At 36.7% G+C, this 22,581-nt stretch carries 22 protein-coding genes and 1 other RNA gene; 16 read left to right on the forward strand and 7 right to left on the reverse strand.

All coding sequences use genetic code 11. The features are described from left to right. Positions 1–93 precede the first annotated feature (93 nt). Entirely contained in the window at positions 94–618 is a 525-nt protein-coding gene (locus B9N79_RS14900) for an NAD(P)H-dependent oxidoreductase (protein ID WP_019393107.1), read from the forward strand. 36 nt (positions 619–654) lie between these two features. On the opposite strand, the gene B9N79_RS14905 is transcribed toward B9N79_RS14900, so the two are convergent. Continuing rightward, a complete protein-coding gene (locus B9N79_RS14905; protein WP_040058211.1) occupies positions 655–1,416 on the reverse strand; it encodes an SDR family oxidoreductase in 762 nt (253 codons plus the stop codon). Positions 1,417–1,594: 178 nt separating this feature from the next. Between B9N79_RS14905 and B9N79_RS14910 the strand changes: the two genes are divergently transcribed. Then, on the forward strand, positions 1,595–2,080 hold the full coding sequence (locus B9N79_RS14910) for a spore coat protein (protein WP_019393109.1): 486 nt from the start codon (positions 1,595–1,597) through the stop codon (positions 2,078–2,080). A 120-nt stretch (positions 2,081–2,200) separates the two neighbouring features. On the opposite strand, the gene B9N79_RS14915 is transcribed toward B9N79_RS14910, so the two are convergent. Next, complete coding sequence (locus tag B9N79_RS14915; RefSeq protein WP_046216787.1) at positions 2,201–3,400, reverse strand: AGE family epimerase/isomerase; 1,200 nt, start codon at positions 3,398–3,400, stop codon at positions 2,201–2,203. Between the two features lie 110 nt (positions 3,401–3,510). Between B9N79_RS14915 and B9N79_RS26170 the strand changes: the two genes are divergently transcribed. Then, a complete protein-coding gene (locus B9N79_RS26170; protein WP_156134398.1) occupies positions 3,511–3,663 on the forward strand; it encodes a hypothetical protein in 153 nt (50 codons plus the stop codon). Between the two features lie 245 nt (positions 3,664–3,908). On the opposite strand, the gene B9N79_RS14920 is transcribed toward B9N79_RS26170, so the two are convergent. Next, positions 3,909–5,036, reverse strand: coding sequence for a 2-methylaconitate cis-trans isomerase PrpF family protein (locus B9N79_RS14920; protein ID WP_019393111.1), 1,128 nt, complete (start codon positions 5,034–5,036; stop codon positions 3,909–3,911). A gap of 145 nt (positions 5,037–5,181) precedes the next feature. Here B9N79_RS14920 and B9N79_RS14925 point away from each other — a divergent pair, with 145 nt between their 5' ends. Continuing rightward, positions 5,182–6,042: a LysR family transcriptional regulator gene (locus tag B9N79_RS14925; RefSeq protein WP_019393112.1), complete on the forward strand. Its 861-nt coding sequence runs from the start codon at positions 5,182–5,184 to the stop codon at positions 6,040–6,042. Between the two features lie 198 nt (positions 6,043–6,240). Continuing rightward, positions 6,241–7,551 (forward strand): CitMHS family transporter, encoded by a 1,311-nt coding sequence (locus B9N79_RS14930; protein WP_040058209.1) that lies wholly within the window; start codon positions 6,241–6,243, stop codon positions 7,549–7,551. 43 nt (positions 7,552–7,594) lie between these two features. Here B9N79_RS14930 and yyaC read toward each other — a convergent pair whose 3' ends face one another. Both yyaC and B9N79_RS14940 read right to left on the reverse strand, forming a co-directional pair. Then, entirely contained in the window at positions 7,595–8,128 is a 534-nt protein-coding gene (gene yyaC / locus B9N79_RS14935) for a spore protease YyaC (RefSeq protein ID WP_048896721.1), read from the reverse strand. A gap of 122 nt (positions 8,129–8,250) precedes the next feature. Next, positions 8,251–8,496: a hypothetical protein gene (locus B9N79_RS14940; RefSeq protein ID WP_019393115.1), complete on the reverse strand. Its 246-nt coding sequence runs from the start codon at positions 8,494–8,496 to the stop codon at positions 8,251–8,253. Positions 8,497–8,824: 328 nt separating this feature from the next. Here B9N79_RS14940 and B9N79_RS14945 point away from each other — a divergent pair, with 328 nt between their 5' ends. The 5 genes from B9N79_RS14945 (at position 8,825) to B9N79_RS14965 (ending at position 13,636) form a co-directional block, all read left to right on the forward strand. Then, positions 8,825–9,046, forward strand: coding sequence for a GNAT family N-acetyltransferase (locus B9N79_RS14945; RefSeq protein WP_253946773.1), 222 nt, complete (start codon positions 8,825–8,827; stop codon positions 9,044–9,046). 190 nt (positions 9,047–9,236) lie between these two features. Beyond that, the gene (locus B9N79_RS14950) at positions 9,237–10,262 is read left to right on the forward strand and encodes a Gfo/Idh/MocA family oxidoreductase (RefSeq protein WP_046216788.1); all 1,026 of its coding nucleotides are present in this window, start codon (positions 9,237–9,239) and stop codon (positions 10,260–10,262) included. A gap of 78 nt (positions 10,263–10,340) precedes the next feature. After that, positions 10,341–11,345: a LacI family DNA-binding transcriptional regulator gene (locus B9N79_RS14955; RefSeq protein ID WP_040058207.1), complete on the forward strand. Its 1,005-nt coding sequence runs from the start codon at positions 10,341–10,343 to the stop codon at positions 11,343–11,345. Between the two features lie 52 nt (positions 11,346–11,397). Beyond that, on the forward strand, positions 11,398–12,777 hold the full coding sequence (locus B9N79_RS14960) for a sugar porter family MFS transporter (protein ID WP_275080530.1): 1,380 nt from the start codon (positions 11,398–11,400) through the stop codon (positions 12,775–12,777). Positions 12,778–12,808: 31 nt separating this feature from the next. Beyond that, the gene (locus B9N79_RS14965) at positions 12,809–13,636 is read left to right on the forward strand and encodes a sugar phosphate isomerase/epimerase family protein (RefSeq protein WP_019393120.1); all 828 of its coding nucleotides are present in this window, start codon (positions 12,809–12,811) and stop codon (positions 13,634–13,636) included. A gap of 62 nt (positions 13,637–13,698) precedes the next feature. Here B9N79_RS14965 and B9N79_RS14970 read toward each other — a convergent pair whose 3' ends face one another. Together B9N79_RS14970 and B9N79_RS14975 are read right to left on the reverse strand one after the other, a co-directional pair. Next, positions 13,699–15,096 (reverse strand): sugar porter family MFS transporter, encoded by a 1,398-nt coding sequence (locus tag B9N79_RS14970; protein ID WP_040058205.1) that lies wholly within the window; start codon positions 15,094–15,096, stop codon positions 13,699–13,701. A 136-nt stretch (positions 15,097–15,232) separates the two neighbouring features. Next, complete coding sequence (locus B9N79_RS14975; protein WP_019393122.1) at positions 15,233–16,321, reverse strand: GntR family transcriptional regulator; 1,089 nt, start codon at positions 16,319–16,321, stop codon at positions 15,233–15,235. A gap of 501 nt (positions 16,322–16,822) precedes the next feature. On the opposite strand from B9N79_RS14975, the gene B9N79_RS14980 reads away from it, so the two are divergent. The 6 genes from B9N79_RS14980 (at position 16,823) to rnpB (ending at position 22,464) form a co-directional block, all read left to right on the forward strand. Then, positions 16,823–19,069 (forward strand): DEAD/DEAH box helicase, encoded by a 2,247-nt coding sequence (locus B9N79_RS14980; RefSeq protein ID WP_046216790.1) that lies wholly within the window; start codon positions 16,823–16,825, stop codon positions 19,067–19,069. A gap of 26 nt (positions 19,070–19,095) precedes the next feature. Beyond that, positions 19,096–20,319 (forward strand): ribonuclease H-like domain-containing protein, encoded by a 1,224-nt coding sequence (locus B9N79_RS14985; protein WP_040058203.1) that lies wholly within the window; start codon positions 19,096–19,098, stop codon positions 20,317–20,319. A 311-nt stretch (positions 20,320–20,630) separates the two neighbouring features. Further along, on the forward strand, positions 20,631–20,894 hold the full coding sequence (locus B9N79_RS14990; RefSeq protein ID WP_040058202.1) for a spore coat protein: 264 nt from the start codon (positions 20,631–20,633) through the stop codon (positions 20,892–20,894). 57 nt (positions 20,895–20,951) lie between these two features. Beyond that, positions 20,952–21,497 carry an SLOG family protein gene (locus B9N79_RS14995; protein WP_040058201.1) on the forward strand — a complete coding sequence of 182 codons (546 nt, stop codon included), beginning with the start codon at positions 20,952–20,954 and terminating at the stop codon, positions 21,495–21,497. A 168-nt stretch (positions 21,498–21,665) separates the two neighbouring features. Then, on the forward strand, positions 21,666–21,998 hold the full coding sequence (gpsB, locus tag B9N79_RS15000) for a cell division regulator GpsB (RefSeq protein ID WP_019393128.1): 333 nt from the start codon (positions 21,666–21,668) through the stop codon (positions 21,996–21,998). A 78-nt stretch (positions 21,999–22,076) separates the two neighbouring features. Further along, positions 22,077–22,464, forward strand: an RNA gene (gene rnpB / locus B9N79_RS15005) — RNase P RNA component class B. Positions 22,465–22,581: the final 117 nt, after the last annotated feature.

Below are 22,581 nucleotides of genomic sequence, written 5' to 3' on the forward strand. Positions count from 1 at the left end.
GCGAAAACATGTCCATAATCAAAAGTGTAATCATTAGGCTGAAATGAACTAGGCTGTTAAAATGGAAACAAGAAAATAAAAGGAGGATTTTATATGAAGGTTTTAGTGATTATCGCTCATCCTGCAATTGAACAATCAACAGTTAATAAAGCATGGATGGAAGAGCTGAAAAAGCATGATAATATAACGGTTCACGAACTTTATCAAGAATATAAAGAAGAGATCGATGTGAAAAGAGAGCAAGAACTTTGCGAAGCGCATGACCGTATTGTGTGGCAATTTCCGTTCTATTGGTATAGCTCTCCTTCACTTTTAAAAGAGTGGCAAGATAAAGTACTTACATACGGATGGGCATATGGAGCAAATGGGAATGCGCTGCATGGAAAAGAGCTCATTTTAGCGGTTACAACAGGAAGTGGCGAAGAGAAGTATAGAGCAGGAGGACTTAATCATTATTCAATGAGCGAGCTGTTGAAGCCATTTCAAGCAACAAGTAATTTAATTGGAACAACTTTTTTACCTTCGTATCTTTTTTACGGTACGTCCGAAGCAACAAAAGAAGAAATTCAGAAAAGTGCTAAAGAGTATGCGGAGTATATTTTAACACCCCTATCATAAAACTTCTCCCTCGCTTTATAAGAAGCGAGGGAGAAGTTAAAAGTCAGGATTTCCTTTTAAAAATCCCTCCCACGCTTTTTTCATTCCTTCTTCATTTTCCTCTCGTGAAGCATGAAGTCTTTTTTCCGAATCTTCGTAGCCAATTTCTAAGTCTCCTTTTTCAAAGCGCTCAAAAATTGAGTCAGCAAATGAATCTAATGGAGCACCAAACGTATGAAGACCAGCCCCTCCTAAATCTGTATTCACAGCTGGTGGAAACACTTCTACAACGGATATATGAGTATTCTCAAGCTGAAGGCGCAGAGAAGTTGTAAAAGAGTGAACAGCTGATTTTGTAGCACTATAAATAGGCACCCATGCGCCAGGTCTTATAGCTAATCCTGATGAAATATTAATGATTGATGCATCTGTTCGAGTTAAAAAGTAAGGAATAAATAACAGGGAAAGATGGATTAGTCCTTCAACATTAATGTGGATTTCCTTGCTGTAATAGTCCCAACTCTCCGTTGCTTTTAACACGTTTACTCTTTGCTGAATTCCGGCATTATTTACTAATACGTTAACATCTGGAAAGTGAGACGTAACCCATTCAAATAAAGAAACTCGTTCTTCTTGTTTAGAAAGATCACATACTTTTGTATGCAGTTCAGGAAACTTTTCTTTTGCTTCCTGAAGTTTTTCTTCACGACGTCCTACAATAATGACGCTGTTTCCTTTTTCTAAGAAGCGCTCAGCAAAAGCTAATCCAATTCCTGAGCCTCCCCCTGTAATGAGGACAGTATTTCCAGCCATTTTCATTTTGTATTCCTCCCTTTTTTAAAAAGTTTTTCTTTTATTTCTTTTCACCCTTTTAGATTTACCAAACATTTTATAAACATGCTTTCTATAAATGAAGAATTGAATTAGGACAATTAACCATTTTTTCGTTTCAGAATAAGATGGGTTGACGAACAAAGAGATTAGAGGAGGGATTATCATGTCTACGGAAGAACGCAGAACATTGGCATGGCACGAGACGCTTGAAATTCATGAGCTTGTTGCTTTTCAATCCAATGGGTTAATAAAGCTTAAAAAAATGATAAAAGAAGTGAATGATCCAGACTTAAGAGAAATTTACCGAAAATCTATCCTTGATATTGAAGGCAATATTAAAGAGCTTATTCCGTTTTATTCCTTAGCGCCAGCAGGTCGGGAAGAAGAGTGGCGAAGTGACCTTGGGTTTTATTCAGGAGATTTATTAGGGCTTTTAAAAACTTCTGTTCGTAACTATTCAATTGCTATTACGGAAACAGCTACTCCTTCTTTACGCAACGTACTTACAAATCATCTTTTAAAAGCTATTAAAGGGCATGAACAAATCTTTAACTATATGTATAAAAAAGGATACTATCCTTCATATGATTTAAATGCCCTTTTAAGCAATGATTTAAAAATAGCAAATAAAGCGCTTCAAATGAAGTGAACATCTTGAGCTATGGAGACCGATAATTTTCTCGCTCTTTTGTGTTCAACCCGTACAGAGTATAAAACTTATTCCTAGATGAAAGAGAGATTAGCTTGAGCTAACCTCTCTCTTTCATTTTTATAAAAATGAAAGGGCCCGCATTACTTGATAACAAGCAGATGCTGGATGATAGTCTGTTTTAGGTGCTGAACTCTTTTCTTCACTATAAGGTTTGTTTTGCTCACTAAGAAGTGGATACCAAGCTCCATAAGTATGATCAATAAAATGCTTATTACAGTAGGAGAATGTTTCATTATAGTAGTTCCAGAATGAATCTCCTCCTGTTTTGGTTGCTAGGAGAGCAGAAGCGGCAATAATTTCTGCCATTACCCAGTAATTTTTGTCATGATCAATAACTGTTCCTTCTGGAGACAGTGAATAATACATTCCACCAAAGCTTTGGTCCCAAGCTCTTTTCCAAGCTGTTAGAAAGAGCTCCTTTGAACGAGAGAGCATCCATGGTTCTGACTTGTGACGATCTAGCCAAAGAAGCAGTTTGCTCCATTCTACTTGATGTCCTGGCACAAACCCATATGGACGAAATTCATCCTTTGTATCCATCTTGTTGTACTCCCAATCTGGTTTCCAATCTTCTTTGAAATGTTCCCATACCATCCCACCTGTTTGTTCAGCAAGTTCTCCTGTAACACGTTTAGCAAGATGATAGGCTCTATTTATATATTTTTTATCTCCTGTTGCTTCAAAAGCTGTTAAAAGTGCTTCACACATATGCATGTTGGCATTTTGCCCTCTATATGAAGAAGACTTTGTCCAATCTTCATTCCATTCCTCCATATAATAGCCATACTCCGAATCATAAAAATATTGTTCTGTAATGGAGAATAAATTATTTACAACTTCTTTGGCTCCAGGAATTCCCGCTTGAAGAGCAATAGAAGAGGCGAGCAATGCAAAAGCGTGTCCATAAGCTTGTTTTGAAGAATCGATAACTTCTTGGTTTTCTAATTCAAAAAAATATCCATTATTTTCTTTGTCACGATGATAATTTTCAAGAAACTGAAGTCCATGGTGAGCTGCTTTCTTGCACCATTCAGGACCGTCCAAAAGGGCTCCAAGGCTAAAGATATAAATAAAGCGAGAAGTACCAACAAGATGTTTTGTTTCTTCATCCATAATTGTTCCATCTCTTAAAAAGCCGTTAATATATCCGCCGTTTTTTTTATCGATACATCTTGGATAATAAAAAGATAAAATGTCAAAAATCTGTTCTTTTAAATACTCTTTATCTTTAAAATTTAACGTTTTTTCTGCGTTCATTTCATTCACCGTCCTGTAAAAATTAGTATATAAAAGAACGTTACCCTTTCTTTTTTGTGATAAACTTTCAATATGAATTTATGGATATATATGGATTTAGAGAGGGGGATATGAATTATTATGTGTTTACAGGAACGAGTAGAATCGAAGAAGTATTAGCTAAAAGAATCTTAAATAAAGAAGAAAAAGCCAGTTCGCATTACTTCTGTTTATTCTGGGATTATCGAGACAAAGTTACAAAAGGAAATTCGGTCTGTTCATAAAGTTGGTTTTCCACTTGTTCATTTATTTCAAGAAGCATACGAAAAAGGAGAGCTTCAGACAGCAGATGAAACAGCAAGCCTTCTCCTAGAGCTTCTGCTTCATGAAGAATTTGGGGAAAAGGCACTTGTTGAAAATTTAGCGAATGCGAAAAAGTAAAGAAGAAGGGATGTATGTAAAGAAAAGCCTTAATTGTTGTTAAGGCTTTTTAGCAACAGAATAATACTAGAACTTTAAAAGTAGAAAGTTAAGCAAGATTGTAAGATAGTTCATAGTTTTGTTTTGTATAAACATAACCTTCGAAAATCTTCCGAGCTGTACGAACTACTTTAATGCTTTGAATATGACCTGCTTCAATATCAACTTTTGTTTCCATAATGCCTGCTGGGTGACCTAAACGAAATATAGCATTATTTACTTTTACTAGGTCAGAAACAATAGTATCTTCTAAGAAAGCTGATGCTGTAGAACAAATAGCTCCCGTAATTGCTAATGCTTGATGAGGTTTTTGCATAGACATCATTCGAATGACAAGATTCATATTTTTTGCTTCTCTATTTACACCTGTTACATCCATATAGTTCATAGGTGGAGCAATGAGAGTTAGCTTTGGCACAGCTGGAGTTTTTACGGTTGCTTTTTCTTTAGAAGAAAAACCGCATAGTTCAGCAGCAATGGAACGAATACTTTCAAATAAATCCAATTGTTCAGATGTGTATTCATGAGGTAATTCCGTTCCAGTTAAGCCAATATCCGCAGCTCGTACAAATACAAGTGGATTTGCAACATCTATAATTGAGATCTGCAAGATTTTATCTTTCACTTTTATTGTATCTTTAGGATTTCCAGTCGGAAAAAGTTTTCCTGTCACAGCTCCTTCACTTTTGGTGAAGGAAAGATAGATAGGAGAACCTGTACCAGGTACGCCTGGAATTGAAAAGCTTCCATCTGTTTTTACATGGCCATTTTCAACTTCCACATCTGCCGTAATAAGCTTTTTCGTATTTGTGTTGAAAATTCGTACTGTTGTAATGGGTTCTATCGCTTGGACGAGACCTTGCTCAATAGCATATGGGCCAACTGCTGATGATATGTTTCCACAGTTTCCTTTAAAATCAACGGTTTGATTCGTTAAACTCACTTGTCCAAATGTATATTCAACATCAATATGAGGAGAAGTGGATTTACGAATAATAGCAGCTTTACTTGTTAAAGAGTTTCCACCACCAAGACCATCAATTTGACGTTGATCAGGACTTCCCATTATATCAAGCAGAAAAGCTTCCCATTGAGAATGATCTGAAGGCATATGATCATAGTTAAAAAATACGGCTTTGCTTGTTCCACCGCGCATTAGAGCTACAGGTACTTTCATTAGGATAACCACCTTTATGATGAGATTTTCATTGGTACCGCTTCCTTTAAAAATATAGTATGATATGTTTAATTATAAGTAAAATACATATTTTTATAGTGTTAGTATAAAAGAATTTTATAATCTAGATGAGGGAGGAATTACAATGGATGAAAAGGACTGGGTAGCCATTAAAACACTCTATGAAGAGAAAAATATAAGCAGAGCGGCAGAGCGCCTTTACGTATCACAGCCTGCTTTAACATACAGGCTTAAAAACTTAGAAAACGAGTTTGGCACTTCTATATTTTTAAAAGTTAAAGGGGGGATTGAATTTACTTCAGAAGGTATTCACTTAGCTAGCTATGCAGAGGAGATGATCAAAAAGCTACAGCTTACAAAAGATTATATGCTAAATATGAAAAACGAGGTTAGAGGCACTTTAAGGTTGGGAGCGTCGAGTAATTTTGCTCAATATAAACTGCCAAAAATTTTAAAACAATACTCAAATCAGTTTCCACTTGTTCAGTTTAACGTAAACACAGGGTGGAGCACAGAGATTATGAACCTTTTAAATTCTTCTGTTGTGCAACTCGGCATTTTACGAGGAAATTATCGCTGGCATGGAATGAAGACGCTTCTTCACAGAGAGCGCCTTTGTTTAATTTCAAAAAGGGAAGTGAATTTAAACGAATTAACGACCATCCCTTTTATTAACTATAAAACAGATAGCTCTTTAAAAAATCTTATTACAGGATGGTGGAATGACCGATTCTCCACACCTCCTCGTGTCACAATGGAAACTGACCGACAAGAAACGTGCAAAGAGATGGTGAAAAATGATTTAGGTGTTTCTATTCTCCCGGAGATTTGCATGCAGCCTTCCGATAATCTTTATACATATGGTCTTTCTTATAAAAATGGTGAACCTGTTCTGCGTAATACATGGCTTATGTACCATCAGGATTCATTAAAGCTTGCCGCTGTAAAACAATTCATTGATTTCATAAATAAGATGAAACTATAAAAGTACGCATTGCGTGCTTTTTTCTTTCAAATTTGGATTATAAGTTTTTTTTAATATTTTTATCAAAAAAATATATTTTACATATTAAAATGTTTAGACTAATCTGTAAATAATCATAAGGGGAATTTTATTTACTTCGCTTCATTATCTCTTAAGTTTTTGTAAGCGATTTCTTTTTTATAAGGGGAGGGAATTAACATTTTAACTTTTTTAGGAATATCAATGGTTATTGTTTTTACGTACTTAATGATGTCTAAACGTCTTTCACCAGTAGCAGCGCTTACGATTGTCCCTATTGTTTTTGCTTTGTTAGGGGGATTTGGGTCACAAATTGGAGAGATGATGCTTGATGGTTTGAAAGTTGTAGCTCCTTCAGCAGCTCTTTTATTATTTGCAATTCTCTTTTTTGGTATTCTAATAGATGCGGGTCTCTTTGATCCCCTTATTCGAACAATGCTCAAAATTGTGAAAGGTGATCCTGTAAAAATTGCTGTTGGAAGTGCAGTGATAGCTATGACGGTTGCATTAGATGGAGATGGAACAACAACACATATGATTACTATTTCTGCTATGTTACCGCTATATTTAAGACTTGGAATGAATCCTTTAATCTTAGCTACTGTTTCATTGCTTTCAGTTAGTATTATGAGCGGAATGACACCATGGGGAGGGCCTGCAACAAGAGCAATTGCTTCTCTTCATTTGGATGCAAATGAGTTTTTTATTGGTATTGTACCTACAATGTTAGCAGGTATGCTGTCCATTCTTTTTACTGCTTACATGCTCGGGAGAAGAGAGCGAAAACGCCTTGGAGTTATTACAATGAAGGCAGCTTCAGAGATGAAAAGCGCTATCAGTGAAGCTGCCGTCACTTCTATTGCGCATGATAACTTAAAGCGACCAAATTTACGGTGGCTGAATTTGATCTTAACTATCACTGTTATGGTTATTCTAATCATGGGACTAATTCCAATACCAGTCTTGTTTCTAATTGGTTTTGTCTTAGCATCTATTATTAATTATCCAAACATAGAGCAACAGAGAGAGAGGATCATGGCTCATGCAGGAAATGCGATTATGGTTGTTACGCTTGTATTTGCAGCTGGTATCTTTACAGGGATTTTTTCCGGTACAAAAATGGTAGATGCTATAGCTAATTCTCTAGTCGCTATTATTCCTGAATCACTAGGATCGTTCTTTCCAATTGTTGTGGCTTTAACAAGTATGCCATTTACCTTTATTTTATCTAACGATGCTTACTATTTTGGGGTTTTGCCGATTTTAGCTGAAGCAGGAACAAGTTATGGAGCGACAGCTGTTGAAATTGCACGAGCTTCTGTATTAGGTCAGCCTATTCACTTTTTAAGCCCTCTTGTTGCTTCAACACTCTTGCTCGTCGGAATGGTAAAAAAAGATCTTGGTGAAATTCAAAAGTATGCCTTTGTATGGGCACTCATCTGTTCTCTAGTAATGATCGTAATTTCAGTTATCACAGGAGCTATTATATAAAAAAGCGGTTGTATAACTAGCAGAGGTTATACAACCGCTTTTTTCATAAATGCTGAACATTTTCTAACGAAGCTTGATGTATAGCTTCTGAAATAGCCAGAGCGAGATTTCTTACTATATAAAGACGTGTATCATTGAGGAATTGAGTAGAAGGGAGGGGATCAACATAGTTCACAACACCTGTGATATGGAAATCACCTGTTTTAGGAAGAAGTTTCTTTAAGGCTTTTCCAGGGACAACAGGCCCTTTTTTAAGAAAAGCAGACCCAACATGATCCTCATCTCCTAAAGAAGCATCAATGCTGATAATGAGAGATTTCTTGAATCTTTTAGTGATTTTTTTTAACGTATCTTCTAAATTAAACGCATGAATGGGGGTCTCTAATGTACCATAAACTTCAAAGGGAATTTTTTTTTCTTTGAGCATTGTTCCAACTAAAGGACCTAAAGAGTCACCGATGGACCGATCTGATCCTATACATAAAAAGATAATGTCACGATGTTCATACTCTTTAGATTGCATAATATGAGCGAGATCTGATGTTAACTTTATGAAGCTTTGTTCAGCGGAATACATAAGAAAAAGCCCTCCTTTGCTTTATAAAAATAATGCATTTTCTTGTTATTATACGAGTAAAAGAGAAGAAGTGCATTATATAAGAAAGGTAAATAAAAAGACTCAAGATATTCTTGAGTCTTTTAGCGATTCAGTTTGGCATGATTAATAAATGTTTGTTCTTCTTCCACAAGCCCACAAGTTCCGCACTGAACTTTTCGTTCTGGCCCTTTGTAAGCTAAATGGAATGCATCCCGGTTGCTGTCATCATATTCATTTGTAATTTCTCCAGACTGTGGATCCATTTTTACAGATTGAGCAACTTGAGAAATAAGGTTGAAACGAGTGCGATTAGTTTTGCAGCTTGGGCAAAGATATGGATTTGTCATATATTAGCACCTCCTCTTTTTCTAATATCTCCATGTTCTTTACGTTCATGCGTTTTCGTAAGTATTTCTGTCAGGAATGAATTTTCACTATAGACTAACGTAGAAGTCTGTTGATTATAATGAGGAGAAAGATGAGCGGAAAAGAGGAGAATTTATGAATTGAAAAAAATGGAGTTTTTTAATTATGCGGTAGAAATCTTTTGGAATGCTTGGCGCACAGAAGCTAATCAGCATTTTTATCAAGATTGTATGTTTCATTCTTGTTATACAGATGAAGAGTTACCCTGTTTTTATATTAAGGTGAACGGAAATAAAATTATTGCTTCCTATGTTTTATTACGAACAGATTTCATTAGTCGACAAGTGTATCTATGTGAAAAAAGAATGGAGAGGAAGAGACTTAGGTCAACGCCTTTTAGCGCATGGCATCCAAAAAGCAAAAGAGCAAGGATTTGATGAGCTCTACTTGGCAACAAAGCTTGAAGATTATTATGAAAAGTATGGATGTGACTATATGAAAGATGGTTATTCTATTGAAGGGAAAAAATGAAAGTTTATATGCACACTTCTTTATCATACCTAAAGAATTAAAGCCTTTCTATGCTTTGTCCTTTGGGTATTTTTCTGAATAATAAAAAAATATGTTGACCTTAACAATGAAAATGCTTACAATTGGTTCATAAGGAAAGAGCTTTCCTAAAAATATCTAGTTAGATAAAACAGACATAGGGGTGTTGGAGATGAAGAAACTTAGAATTGGTCTAGTTGGTGCGGGAAGAATGGGAGCTTTTCATGCAGAAACAATAGAGAAACGACTTTCTGGAGCAGAATTATATGCTGTAGCAGACCCTGTGAGCGGAGCTGCTGAAAAATTAATTCATACACTAGGTTCCTCAGCCAAAGCGTATGATAATCCGTTAGACATGTTTAAAGATTCGGGTGTTGATGGAGTTGTGATCGCTTCGCCAGCCAGAACACATGCAGAAAATATTATTAGAGCAGCACAAAATGGGAAAGCTGTGTTTTGTGAAAAACCAATGGCTGTAACGATCGAAGAAGCAGATCGGGTTATTCAAACAGTTAATGAGTACAATGTTCCTCTTCAAGTAGGATTTAACCGCAGATTTTCAAAAGATTTTAAGAGCGCACATCATGAGATTGTACAAGGGGATCTTGGCACGCCACAGCTTTTACGTTCTTTAACAAGAGACCCAGTATTAGCGGATCCAGCTCCTGTTCCAGAGTGGACAATATTTTTGGAAACACTCATTCATGACTTTGATGTTTTAAACTATCTAAATCCAGGAGCTCTTCCTATAGAAGTATATGCTGTAGCAGATGCTTTAGTTAGACCGGATTTTAAGGAAAGAGGTTTCCTGGATACGGCTGTTGTGACAATTAAATATGATAATGGAGCAATCGCTACCGCAGAAGCCAATTTCCAAGCTGTATATGGATATGATGTAAGAGCAGAAGCGTTCGGTTCAAAAGGGATGATGACAATTGGAAGTATTCGAGAATCTAATATGACGCGTTATAACAAAGATGGAGTAAGTTATAATACACTTCGCTATGATCAGCATCTATTACACGATGCTTATGTAGAAGAATTAGCTTCTTTTGTAAATGCTGTTCAAAATAACGAAAAAACAGCAGTTGGAGGAGAAGAAGCAAGAATGGCCCTTCTTATTGCACGTGCTTGCATTGAATCTGTTATGCAAAAGAAACCAATTCAAATTGAGCACACTGTTTCAAATCTTGTCTAAGAAAAGACAGAGAAGAGCTTTTTAGGAAATCGAAGTTCGCTTATACTTATGGTAAACAACAGTAGAGGTGGTTTTCCCGTGAAAGCGACAATATATGATGTAGCCAAAAAAGCGAACGTTTCGATTTCAACCGTTTCAAAAGTATTAAATGGAACAGGAAACATTAGTGAAAAAACAAAAAAAAGAATTCGTAATATAATCGAAGAACTTCAGTATCAGCCAAGCGTTGTTTCATCTGTAAAAAAAGCAATTAAAACAATTGGATTACTAATTCCAGATGTAGCAAATCCCTTTATGGCTGAGGTAGCAAGAGCCGTGGAGGACAGCGGAAGGAAGAGGGGATTTAACGTTATTATTTGCAGTACAGATAATGACTCAACAAGAGAAGATCAATATATTTCAATGCTTCGTCAAAAATATGTTGATGGACTTATTATTGCAACAGGATTAAAAAACAGAAAAGCAATAAAAGAGCTTGTTGATAGCGATATGCCTGTTGCGATGCTTTCGCGTGATGTTCCTTATCTTCCGCTCCAGACGGTGGTAGTTGATGATTTTCAAGGTGGATACGAAGCAGCTACTCATCTTGCTGATCTTGGGCATAAAAGGATGGCCATGATTGCAGAGGATGTTGATGTTCCTTCTATTAAACAGCGGGCAGAGGGATTTAAAGAAGGTCTTCGTCTTTCAAATCTTCCTTTTAATGATAAAGATATTGTCTACTGTCCGCACGATCTTCATGAAAGTAAAAAAGCAAGCTTAAAACTGCTGAAAGATGTTTCAGAAAGACCAACTGCTATTTTCGTTTCAACCGAGATTCTTGCTCTCGGGGTTTTGCAAGCTGCTCGTTCTTTAAATATTTCCGTTCCGCATGAACTTTCTGTGATTGGCTTTGATAATAGCATACTTGCTAAAATTAGCGATCCACAGCTTACAACAATTGAACAGCCAAAGAAAGAGATGGGTGAAAAAGTCATTGAACTTCTTATAAGTGAGATTGAGCAAAAAAGCGATGTAAAACAACGAGTAACTCTTTCACCAAAGCTCGTTATAAGAGAGTCAACTTCACAATGTAGGAAATAAAAAAGAGCGCAGTATGAAAGCAGCCAAGAGGTAAATAAAAACTACAGTTGTTTTGGAGGACGTTATGAAATCTAAAAAATCATATATTAGCGTCATTTATTTTTTCGGAGCTTTAGGTGGGTTGCTTTTTGGCTATGATACAGGCGTTATATCTGGAGCGCTGTTATTTATTAAGGAAGATTTAGAATTGACCCCTTTTATGGAAGGACTAGTTGTAAGCGGTGTTTTAATCGGTGCCTTAGTTGGGGCTGCTATTTGTGGACCTATAGCTGATAAGTTTGGTCGAAAGAAAACGATTATATTGCTTGGTGTTCTATTTACAATTGGAGCAATTGGAACAGGTTTAGCACCAACCGTGGAAGTCCTTGTGTTATTTCGGATTTTCCTTGGTGTTCCTGTTGGGGGAGCTTCTGCTCTTGTACCGCTTTATCTTTCAGAGATGGCACCGGCAGCAATACGCGGAAGAGTTGCCTCACTAAATACATTAATGAATGCATTGGGGATTCTTATGGCTTATATCGTCAACTTCGCTTTCTCTGCTTCAGGAAGATGGGATTGGATGCTGCTTCTAGCCGTCGTACCTTCTGTTCTTTTAATGGTTGGAATGTTTTTTATGCCGGAAAGTCCACGCTGGTTATTAAAACAAAACAGAGAAGGAGACGCGCGAAAAGTTTTGCTTCTAACGCGTGATGCAAAACTTGTTGAAGAAGAAATTAAAAGTATTCAAGAAGTAAAAACAGCAAAAAAAGTACCTTTCTCCGCTCTGTTTGCTCCAGCTGTAAAACCCATTTTATTCATCGGGGTAGGAATAGCTATTTTTCAACAGGTGATTGGAACGAACACTATCATTTATTACACCCCAACCATTTTAAAAAACGCAGGTTTTGGGGCTTCGAGTGCTATTGCTGGAACAATTGGAATTGGAATTGTAAACTTACTTTTTACAATGATTGGTCTAGTTCTGATTGATAAAATAGGTAGAAGAATGCTCATGCTGCTCGGTAATGTAGGAATGTCTATTGCTCTTGTTGTGCTTGGGATTAGCACGCTATTTTTCACAGCGCCGGGATGGCTTTTATTAACATGCTTATGCTTATTTATGGTAGCGTATTCAGCCAGTTGGGGAATGGTTGTCTGGGTTGTCCTTGCAGAGATTTTTCCACTGAGAATTCGAGGTACCGCAATCGGATTAGCAAGTACGACGCTTTGGTTAGCAAACATTGCTGTATCCCTTTCATTTCCTGTTTTATTAAATTCTTTTGGCTCAGGTTCGCTTTTCCTTACGTACGGTGCGATTGGCATCTTTGCCTTTCTATTCGTCTATAAATTTGTTCCTGAAACAAAAGGAAAAACGCTTGAAGAAATTGAAGCTGAAATCTCATCAAAGAAAACGGTTCGTTCTAGAGAAATCGCGGTATCTATTCGAAAGTAAAATGAAAAATTATCATATATAGGAGGCTACTATGAAAAGAGACTACGGAATATGTTTATGGACATTTGGAAATGTTCCTTTTGAAGAAAAGTGCCGTCTAGCAAGTGAAGTTGGAGTAAATGGGGTAGAAGTGGAAGGGGATATTAGTCAAGATCCTAGAGAAATAGCCACTATCCTTTCTAAATATGATTTAAAAATCCTGTCTATTACGCCAAACAATGTAGATATCTCAAGTGATAATGAAATCGTTCGCAAAGAAGCGGTTGAGTATTTTCTAGATCTCCTTTCCTGGGCAGATGAGCTTGGAGCAAAACGAATTTGTTTGCATGGGGATGTTGGAAAAGTTGTTGGATGCGGAGACGAACAAGATGATTGGGCAAGGCTTGTTGAAAGCTCTAAAAAGATATTACAAAAAGCTGAGAACCTTCATATTGAAGTTGTATTTGAAGTGTTAAACAGATATGAAAATCACCAAGTACGAACAGGGCGAGAAGCGTTAAAACTCATTGAAGATGTGAAAAGCTCCAATTTAAAAGTTCTCCTTGATTCATATCATATGAACATTGAAGAGGAAAATCCAGCTCAAGCGCTAAAAGAGGTTGGACAACATTTAGGTGTGTATCATATTGGGGATTCAAACCGCCAAGGTATTGGCCAAGGACACGCTAATATTCATGAACAGATTGAAGTGCTGCACGAGATTGACTACAGAGGCCCAATTATTATGGAAATGACTGCTCCTGGACCCAATCCATTTACACCTGTAAAGGAAGAAGGGTATATTGAGGTTGTAAAAAATTATTATAAAGACTCTCTTTCTATTGTGAAAGAATGGGAGCAAAATAAAATACAAGTATAAAAGAAGCCAAATGCTAATATAGCATTTGGCCTTTTTATTATAAAAAGAGAGTCACTATTCGTTTAAACAGATAGTTTTTGAGTATCCTTTTTGTTTGGTGTCCAAAACTGTTCAATTTCTTCAAGAGATTTATTTTTTGTTTCAGGTACAATTGTCATAACAAAGATAAAGCATATAACGTTAATAACAGCAAACGTCCAAAAAGTATATGCTCCTCCCAATCCGCTTAGGAGCATTGGGGTGAACTGTCCGATTGCCCAGTTTGCTCCCCATAAGAACATTGTCGTTAATCCAACAGCTCTTGCTCTTAAATGGTTTGGGAAAATTTCAGGAATCATAATCCAAGGAATAGGTCCCATTGAAATACAAAATGCAGCTGTAAATCCAATGATAAAGATAATAAGCCATGGACCTGCAATGTTAAAGAAGAAAACGCCTCCAATTAAAAGCATGAAAAAGGCCATTAAACTTGAACCGATCGCCATCAATTTTTTTCGACCTGCCCGGTCAATTAAAAAGACAGCGGCAATTGTGGAGATGAGCTGCACAACGCCAACAAGGCTTGTTGCTACAAACTCTGTGTTGTTTTCAAATCCAACAGATTTAAAAATTTCAGGACCGTAATAAGTAATTGCATTCATGCCAATTACTTGGTTGAAGAGCGCTAAAAAGATACCTACTCCAAGTGCTTTTCTTAATCCAGGTTGAAATAATCTTAGCATAGAAGAATTTGTTTCTGTAGTAATGGATGATTTAATCGCTTTCATTTCTAAGTCTGCTGTTTGCTTATCATTAATCCGACGCAAAATAGAAAGAGCTTCTTGATCTTTTCCTTTTTTAATAAGGAAACGAGGACTTTCCGGAACAAAAAGGAGAGTAATGAAAAAGAGAAGAGACGGAATCATTCCATATCCTAACATCCACCGCCATCCTGCTTCAACGCCCCAACTGTGCGTGCCAGCATTTGCTACAGCTAAGTTGACAAAGTAGGTAGAAGAAATACCGAGTACTGTAAATAGTTGATACATGGATGACAATCGCCCCCGGATAGCAGGAGGAGCACATTCGGTAATATACGTCACAGCTAGTGAAGAAGCTAAGCCAATTCCTAGACCTCCAAAGATACGGGCCGCAATAAGCATTTCGACTGAATTAACAAGGGCAGATAATACCGAGGAGATAGAAAAGATTATGGCAGCTGCCATTAAGATTTTTCGACGTCCGAAAATATCGCCTAAATATCCAGAAATACCAACTCCAATAATACCTCCAACCATAATACTTGAAATTACGAACCCTTCCATAAATGGTGATAAACCATACAGCTCTTGCAAGAAACCGATAGCTCCTGAAATAACAGCTGTGTCATATCCATATAGAAGCCCAGCCATTCCGGCAGCCATTGAAATGACAGCAATATACCAGACTGAATGTTTCATTACACTTTGCTGATTTCCCATTGTTCTTCCCCCTTTGTATACTTAACAATAATAAAGAGAAAACGCTTTCTTTGGAGTTGATTCTATAATTTATACGTATAAATGTCAATAGATAAAAAGTATGCATACAAAAAAACACCTATTAAAAAATAGATGTTTAATCTCTTATTTCTTTTGTTGATTCTCTGATGACAAGTTCTGGTGGGTATACAATCGATTCTACTTTTTTTGTAAGAGGTGCTTCAATAAGTTTTAAAATCATATTTGCTGCGTCAATTCCCATCTGTTCTTTTGGATGCTTTATCGTTGTCAATTTAACGTCTACAATCTTTGCGACCTGAGAGTCGTCATATCCAACAACTGATAAATCTTCTGGAATACTCAGGCCTAGTTCCTTAGCGATGCTCATCACAGTTAAAGCAACTTGATCGTTGTAGCATACAATACCAGTTGGACGATTTGAACTTGTTAAACTTGCTTTAATACGCTGGGGTAACTCTTTCTTTTCCTCGTTTGTTCCATATGTAATAAAATCTCCTGGAACGGCTAGAGAAGGATTTTGTTGATAAGCAGAAATAAAGCCATTCATCCGTTTTAACCCTTGGTGATCATCCGTTTTGAAAATTCCAAGGATTTTACGATGTCCAAGTGATAGCAAATGCTCAGTTGCCATATATCCGCCTTTTGTATCATCCATCATCAGCGAAGGGAAATTTGTGTCTTGATATGTAGAGTGAATCATAACACAAGGAACATTGCTTTTTTCTAAGTTTTTATAAAATCCAATGTTTTGACTAGGATAGGAGCTTTTCGTTGGCTCTACAATAATGCCCTCAATTGGATGCGAGAGTAAATTTTCTAAGCTTTTCCGTTCTAATAAAATGTCGTGATGTGTACTAGAAAGTAAAAGTGAAAAAGAATGTTCTGACAAAACTTTTTCAATGCCGACAATAATGCTTGGGAAAATATAGTCAGCAATATGAGTCGTTAGGACAGCAATTGTTTTGGTGAGTGTTTGAGTTTCCTGTTTTTCTCGCCAATTTGCAACATACATTCCGCCGCCTTGAATGCGATATAGATAATGTTCTACTTCTAAATCTCCAATCGCTCTACGGATAGTATGTCGACTTACATGAAATTTTTCCATAAGCTGTGTTTCAGTTGGTAATTTATCATGCGGGGAAAACTTATCACTCATAAGCCACGATTTAATTTCGTCTTTTACAGTTTTATATTTTGGTTGCATTGTAATCCCTCCATCAATCTTACTAACATCATAACCATTTTATAGGCTTCATACAAGAAAAGAGAAAATCGATTTATGAAAATAAATACTCATGAAAATAACAATTTTTATATTTGCACGTATAAATACTATAGTTGATTTATAGAAATCTCTTACATTGAAAAGGTGGTATAAAACAGGGAGCGAGCATTCAAATGGAGTTGATTTTGAAACTTTATTAACTCACTATCGAAGGAAAATCGTGTCTGAATGGGTAGTATCAAAGATTATATGAGTTTTAGATGAGAATGAGGAATTTTATATAAAAAGAAGTAGGGGCGATGAATAAAGAAAGATTTTGTTCATCGCTTTATTTTGTGAAAAAATATAAAGGAGAAGAAAGCATATTTAAATATGAAGAAAAGCGGAATTTTATGCTTTTATATTTAAAGTGAAAGGAAATATTTCTTATAGAAACCGAAACAAACATTCGATAGAATAAAAAGAATAGAGGTGACAAAAATGAAGCATAAAAAATCTTTAAAAGAGTTAATTGATAGATTAAGAAAGAATGAAAACATTGCCTATTGGCATGAAATTGAGCCAAAAGAAGCTAAAACAGTGAAAATGCCCGAAAGTATTGATGAGCGCATTAAGAGAGCACTGAAAAAACGAGGTGTTGAAGAGCTTTATACACATCAAGCAACAGCATATAAGGAGATTCAAGATGGGAAAAGTATTGTAGCTGTCACACCAACAGCTTCAGGGAAAACTATGTGTTATAACTTACCTGTTTTGCAGTCAATTGCTGAGAACGAAGAAAACCGAGCACTCTACCTTTTTCCGACAAAGGCGCTTGCTCAAGATCAAAAAAGCGAGCTTAATGAAATCATTGATGAGATGGGAATTGATATTAAAAGTTACACGTATGACGGTGACACATCTCCTCAAATACGGCAAACGGTTCGAAAAGCAGGGCATATTGTAATTACAAATCCTGATATGCTTCATTCGGCTATTTTACCTTATCATACAAAATGGGTCTCTCTTTTTGAGAACCTAAAATATATAGTAATTGATGAACTTCACACATACCGAGGTATTTTTGGCAGTCATGTTACAAATGTTATCCGAAGATTAAAAAGAATTTGCAACTTTTATGGAAGTTATCCGCTCTTTATATGTACATCTGCAACAATTGCCAACCCGCTTGAGCTCGGAGAAGGGCTCACGGGAGAGAAGATGACGTTAATTGATAATAACGGAGCGCCAAGCGGAAGAAAACATTTTGTTTTCTACAATCCTCCCATTGTGAACAAGCCGCTTAATATAAGAAAAAGTGCAACAGTTGAAGTGAATGAACTTGCCAAAGATTTCTTAAGAAATAATATTCAAACAATTGTGTTTGCAAGAAGTCGAGTGCGAGTTGAGATTATTTTAAGTCACTTAAAGGAGCTTGTGAAACGTGAGCTTGGACCAAAGTCGATCAGAGGATATCGAGGAGGTTATTTACCGAAACAGCGCCGAGAAATTGAAAGAGGCTTAAGAACAGGAGACATCATGGGGGTTGTGAGTACAAACGCTCTTGAGCTTGGTGTAGATATCGGTCAGCTTCAAGTGTGTGTTATGACGGGGTATCCTGGAACAGTTGCAAGTACATGGCAGCAGGCAGGAAGAGCGGGGAGAAAGCACGGAGAGGCACTCATTGTAATGGTTGGAAGCTCTGCTCCCATGGATCAGTACGTCATCCAGCATCCAGACTATTTTTTTGAACGTTCACCTGAGTTTGCGCGCATTAATCCCGATAACTTAGTTATTTTAGTTGATCATTTGAAATGCGCAGCATACGAACTTCCCTTTAGAAAAGGAGAAGTTTTTGGCGGAGTTGAGATTGAAGATGTTTTAGAATTTTTAGTGGAGGAAAGAGTGCTTTACGAGTCAGGAGAAAAATGGTACTGGGCTAATGAGTCCTTCCCCGCTACAAATATTAGTCTTCGTTCAGCATCACAAGAAAATGTTGTGATCGTGGATATTTCTGAAACTGGAAATCGACAAATTATTGGGGAAATGGATCGCTTTAGCGCTATGACTCTTCTTCATGAGGAAGCTATTTATCTTCATCAAGGTATTCAATATCAAGTTGAAAAACTTGATTGGGAAGAAAAGAAAGCATATGTGAGAGAAGTTGACGTTGAGTATTTTACAGATGCAAACTTAGCGGTTAATTTAAAGGTGCTTGAAATTGACGAAAGCATAGAAAATAAGCATTCAAATGTTCACTATGGAGAAGTAGCGGTTAATGCAATGCCAACGATTTTTAAGAAAATCCGCTTAAGTACGTTTGAAAATATTGGATCAGGACCAATTCATTTGCCGGAAGAAGAGCTTCATACAAGTTCGGCATGGTTTGAGCTACAAGATGTAGGAAAATTTGAAGAAAAAGCACTAGAGCAACTTTTAGCAGGTATTTCAAATGTCCTGCGTCACGTTGTACCTATTCATGTTATGTGTGATCGCAATGATATATATGTTGTTCCCCAAATTAAAGCAACATATACAGGGCTGCCAACAGTCTTTTTGTATGATCGATATCCAGGGGGAATTGGACTTAGTGAAAATGTATTTAAACGATTTGCTGAAATTAAAGAAGCAGCAAAGGATCTTATTGTAAGATGTCCATGTGAAGATGGCTGTCCGTCTTGTATTGGAACAGAAATTGATACCCAAAACGCTAAAGAAAGAAGCTTAGAGCTGCTTGATTTATTATAGAAGGTTACTTAATCGGAGTGAAAAAAATGTCACTTAAAAACAAACTGGCACGAATGAAATCGCATTTGAATGTAGAAGAGGGAAAAGAAAAACCAAAATTGCGCCCTCCTGTACAAAGTATTCCATATCTGGACGAATGGGAAAACTTTAATACGACTGTTTACAAGGGAACAGAAGGATTTTGTTTAATTCGAGAAGTAAAATACCCGCTTGATTATAAACATGGCTTATACACATTCAAGGAGCTTACTCATGTCATTGAAGGATGGAATGCAACGGATTATCATCATCCGTTATCATCAAAAGGATATAGTACAAGTGAACTCTTTTTCTTTGACACTGAAACAACAGGGTTAAGCACTGGAGCGGGCACCACGATCTTTTTGCTCGGATATGCGCGAGTTGAACGAGATGGAGTTATTTTTCGTCAGCATGTTTTACCAGATCAAAGTGGGGAAATTGCTTTTTATGAGAGTTTTTTACAGGAAGTGAACTATGAAGCTCTTGTTACGTATAATGGCAAATCTTTTGATTGGCCAATGGTAAAAACGCGTCATACACTGCTTCGTGAGCATCTGCCAAAGCTTCCTTCATTCGGTCACTTTGATTTACTACATGCTTCAAGACGGTTATGGAAGCGTAAGTTAGAATCTGTCAAGCTTGTTAATGTTGAGAAAGAAATTTTAAATATTGAGCGTCATGATGACATCCCGGGTTTTTTAGCACCAATGATTTACTTTGACTATGTGGAAACAAAAAAAACTGAGGGTCTTATGAAAGTAATGCAACATAATGAACAGGATATTTTGTCGCTTATTACGCTTTACATTCATCTATCAAAACATTTGTTGCAAAATGTTGATAGAACCTCTACAGAATCATATGAAGTAGCAAGGTGGTACGAAGCGCTTGGTGAAAAGGAAAGAGCAGTACGTCAATATGAAGAAGTAATTGATGGAGAGGACGAGGAAGCAGAAAAGGCGCTGTTTGCCTTAGGAATCCAGGCGAAGCGTGAGAAAGAGTGGGAAAAAAGTCGAGGATATTTCGGGAGAATCAAACGAACAAGAAAACTCATTATGCAAGCTCAAATTGAACTTGCTAAGCTTTATGAACATCAATTTAAAAAAATAAAAGATGCAACTTTTTATGCCGAAAAAGCGTATAGTTATATAGACGAAACAACAAATGAGCGTCTAAAACAAGAGCTTGAGAAAAGGTTGAAAAGATTGCGGGAAAAGGTTGCTCTGTAGCGCTTTTAAAAGGAATCACCGCCTTGTGAAAATGTAATAAAATATTGCTTGCTCATGTGATTTAGACTTGCTAAAATATTGCCATATCAAAAGAAAATAGAGAAAGATGGAGAGGTTTCAATGAGACAGATTTTACTAGTGTCTTTTTTTGCACTTGTTGGTTTAACTGTTGTTATATTCAGTAGTTTGAAAAATATAAACATGCTGTTTATGTGAAAAACTACTGAAATTAGGTGTTTATATTAGTACATGTAGTCCCCTTTCATCATAAGTTAGTATTGTACCAACAGAAAGGAAAGGGGAAATGAAAAATGTTTAAAAATCATTGTAATCGTCCGAAAGTATTGCCACCAATTGTTCATCCAACAAAATGTTGTACAACAAACAGCTATGAAGAAGTGATCGTACCACACATTCACCCATCGCACACAACACATGTTCATCACACAAATTTCAAACATCAACATTACTTCCCGCATACTCAGTCTACTGAAAATGTGGTAACGAACCAGCAATTTAACTACGGACAACGCCCTCCATACGGACAACGCCCTCCATTTGGAGGCCGCTTCTAGAAAAGGGAGAAGGAACTAGATCTAGTTCCTTCTTTTACATAGATAGGAGGATAAGCATTGAGTCATGTTGTAACGATAACAGGATACAAGCCGTTTGAGCTTGGCGTGTTTTCTTCTTCGCATCCTGGTATTGATTATATAAAAAAAGGAATAAAGAGACGCCTTTTGTCATTTATTGAACAAGGAGGCGAATGGGTCTTAATAAGTGGTCAGCTTGGTGTTGAGCTTTGGAGCGCTGAAGTTGTGCTCGATTTGCAACTTGAATATCCCGACTTAAAACTAGCGATTTTAACTCCTTTTCTCCATCAAGAAGAAAATTGGAATGAAGAAAATAAAGAGTTTTATGAGTTTATTTGCGGAAGCGCTGACTTTTTTGATAGCATTTCAAAAAAGAAATATGAAAGCCCAGCTCAGTTTAGAGCAAAGAATCAAATTTTTATGGCGAAAAGCGACAGTATGATTATTGTTTATGATGAGAATAATGAGGGAACACCACAGTATATGTATAAACTTGCTCAAAAGAAAGCAGAAACAGGAAATTATCCGATTGATGTCATTACAATGGATGATTTGCAGGAAATTGTTAATGAAGACAGTTATTAGCTTTTTGTAACATTTCTGTAAAAGAAAATTGACAAGTGCCTCATTTTTTGAAAAAATAGAGGCAAGAGTTCTTTACTAATTTAAAGAAAAACGTTCGCAAGAGGCACTACATAGCGATCCGGTACAGAAAGCAGTTATCATGAAAAGGGTTATGTATGAGGTGAAAAAATGATTTCAGATAAAATTCAGTTAACGGCAAAGGAAATTTTAGAACAAGATTTTAAAACAAGTATGCGTGGTTATAACCAAGAGGAAGTTGATCAGTTTTTAGACACTATTATTAAAGACTATGAAAACTTTCAGCAGGAGCTAGAAGCTTTGCGTCAAGAAAACAATCGTTTGAAACGTCAGTTAACAGAGATGCCAAAACGTTCAGCTCAGCAGCCTAGCAGCCAGCCACAGACGGCAACACAGCCACAAGCAGGTACAACAAATTTTGATATTTTAAAACGTCTTTCAAACTTAGAAAAACACGTGTTTGGCAGCAAGTTATACGATTGATGGTAACTTTAACAAAAAAAAGAAGTTGCAAAGTGCGGTTATTTTTATTATACTAAGCTTTGTCGCTATTCATGATGGCGTTTTAGGTAATCGCTGCATTACTTTGATAATGTAGAGGAAAGTCCATGCTCGCACAAGCTGAGATGCTTGTAGTGTTCGTGCCTAGCCAATTCATAAGCTAGGGTAGCCTTATAAGGGCTAACGGCGGGGAAATAACCTAAGTCATTCGATATGGTTGGAGTACTCTGAAAGTGCCACAGTGACGTAGTCTCCCTAGAAATAGGGAGAGTGGAACGCGGTAAACCCCTCGAGCGAGAAACCCAAATAATGGTAGGGGCATCTTCCTAAAGGAATCAAACGGAGGGAAGGACGAAAGCTACATGCTTTCGTAGATAAATGATTACCACCTGAGTACGAGGCTATATAGCCGTTTGCAGTACAACGGAACAGAACATGGCTTACGAAACGCTATTATGAACGGCTACACTGTAGTTTAAATAATTTCATTCCAACATCAGCTCTCCTAGCGTGGATTACTAGGAGAGTTTTTTTGTGGGAAATATTTTGATATGATATGAATGAC

The organism is Priestia filamentosa (assembly GCF_900177535.1).
GTDB classification, from domain to species: Bacteria; Bacillota; Bacilli; order Bacillales; family Bacillaceae_H; genus Bacillus_I; species Bacillus_I filamentosa.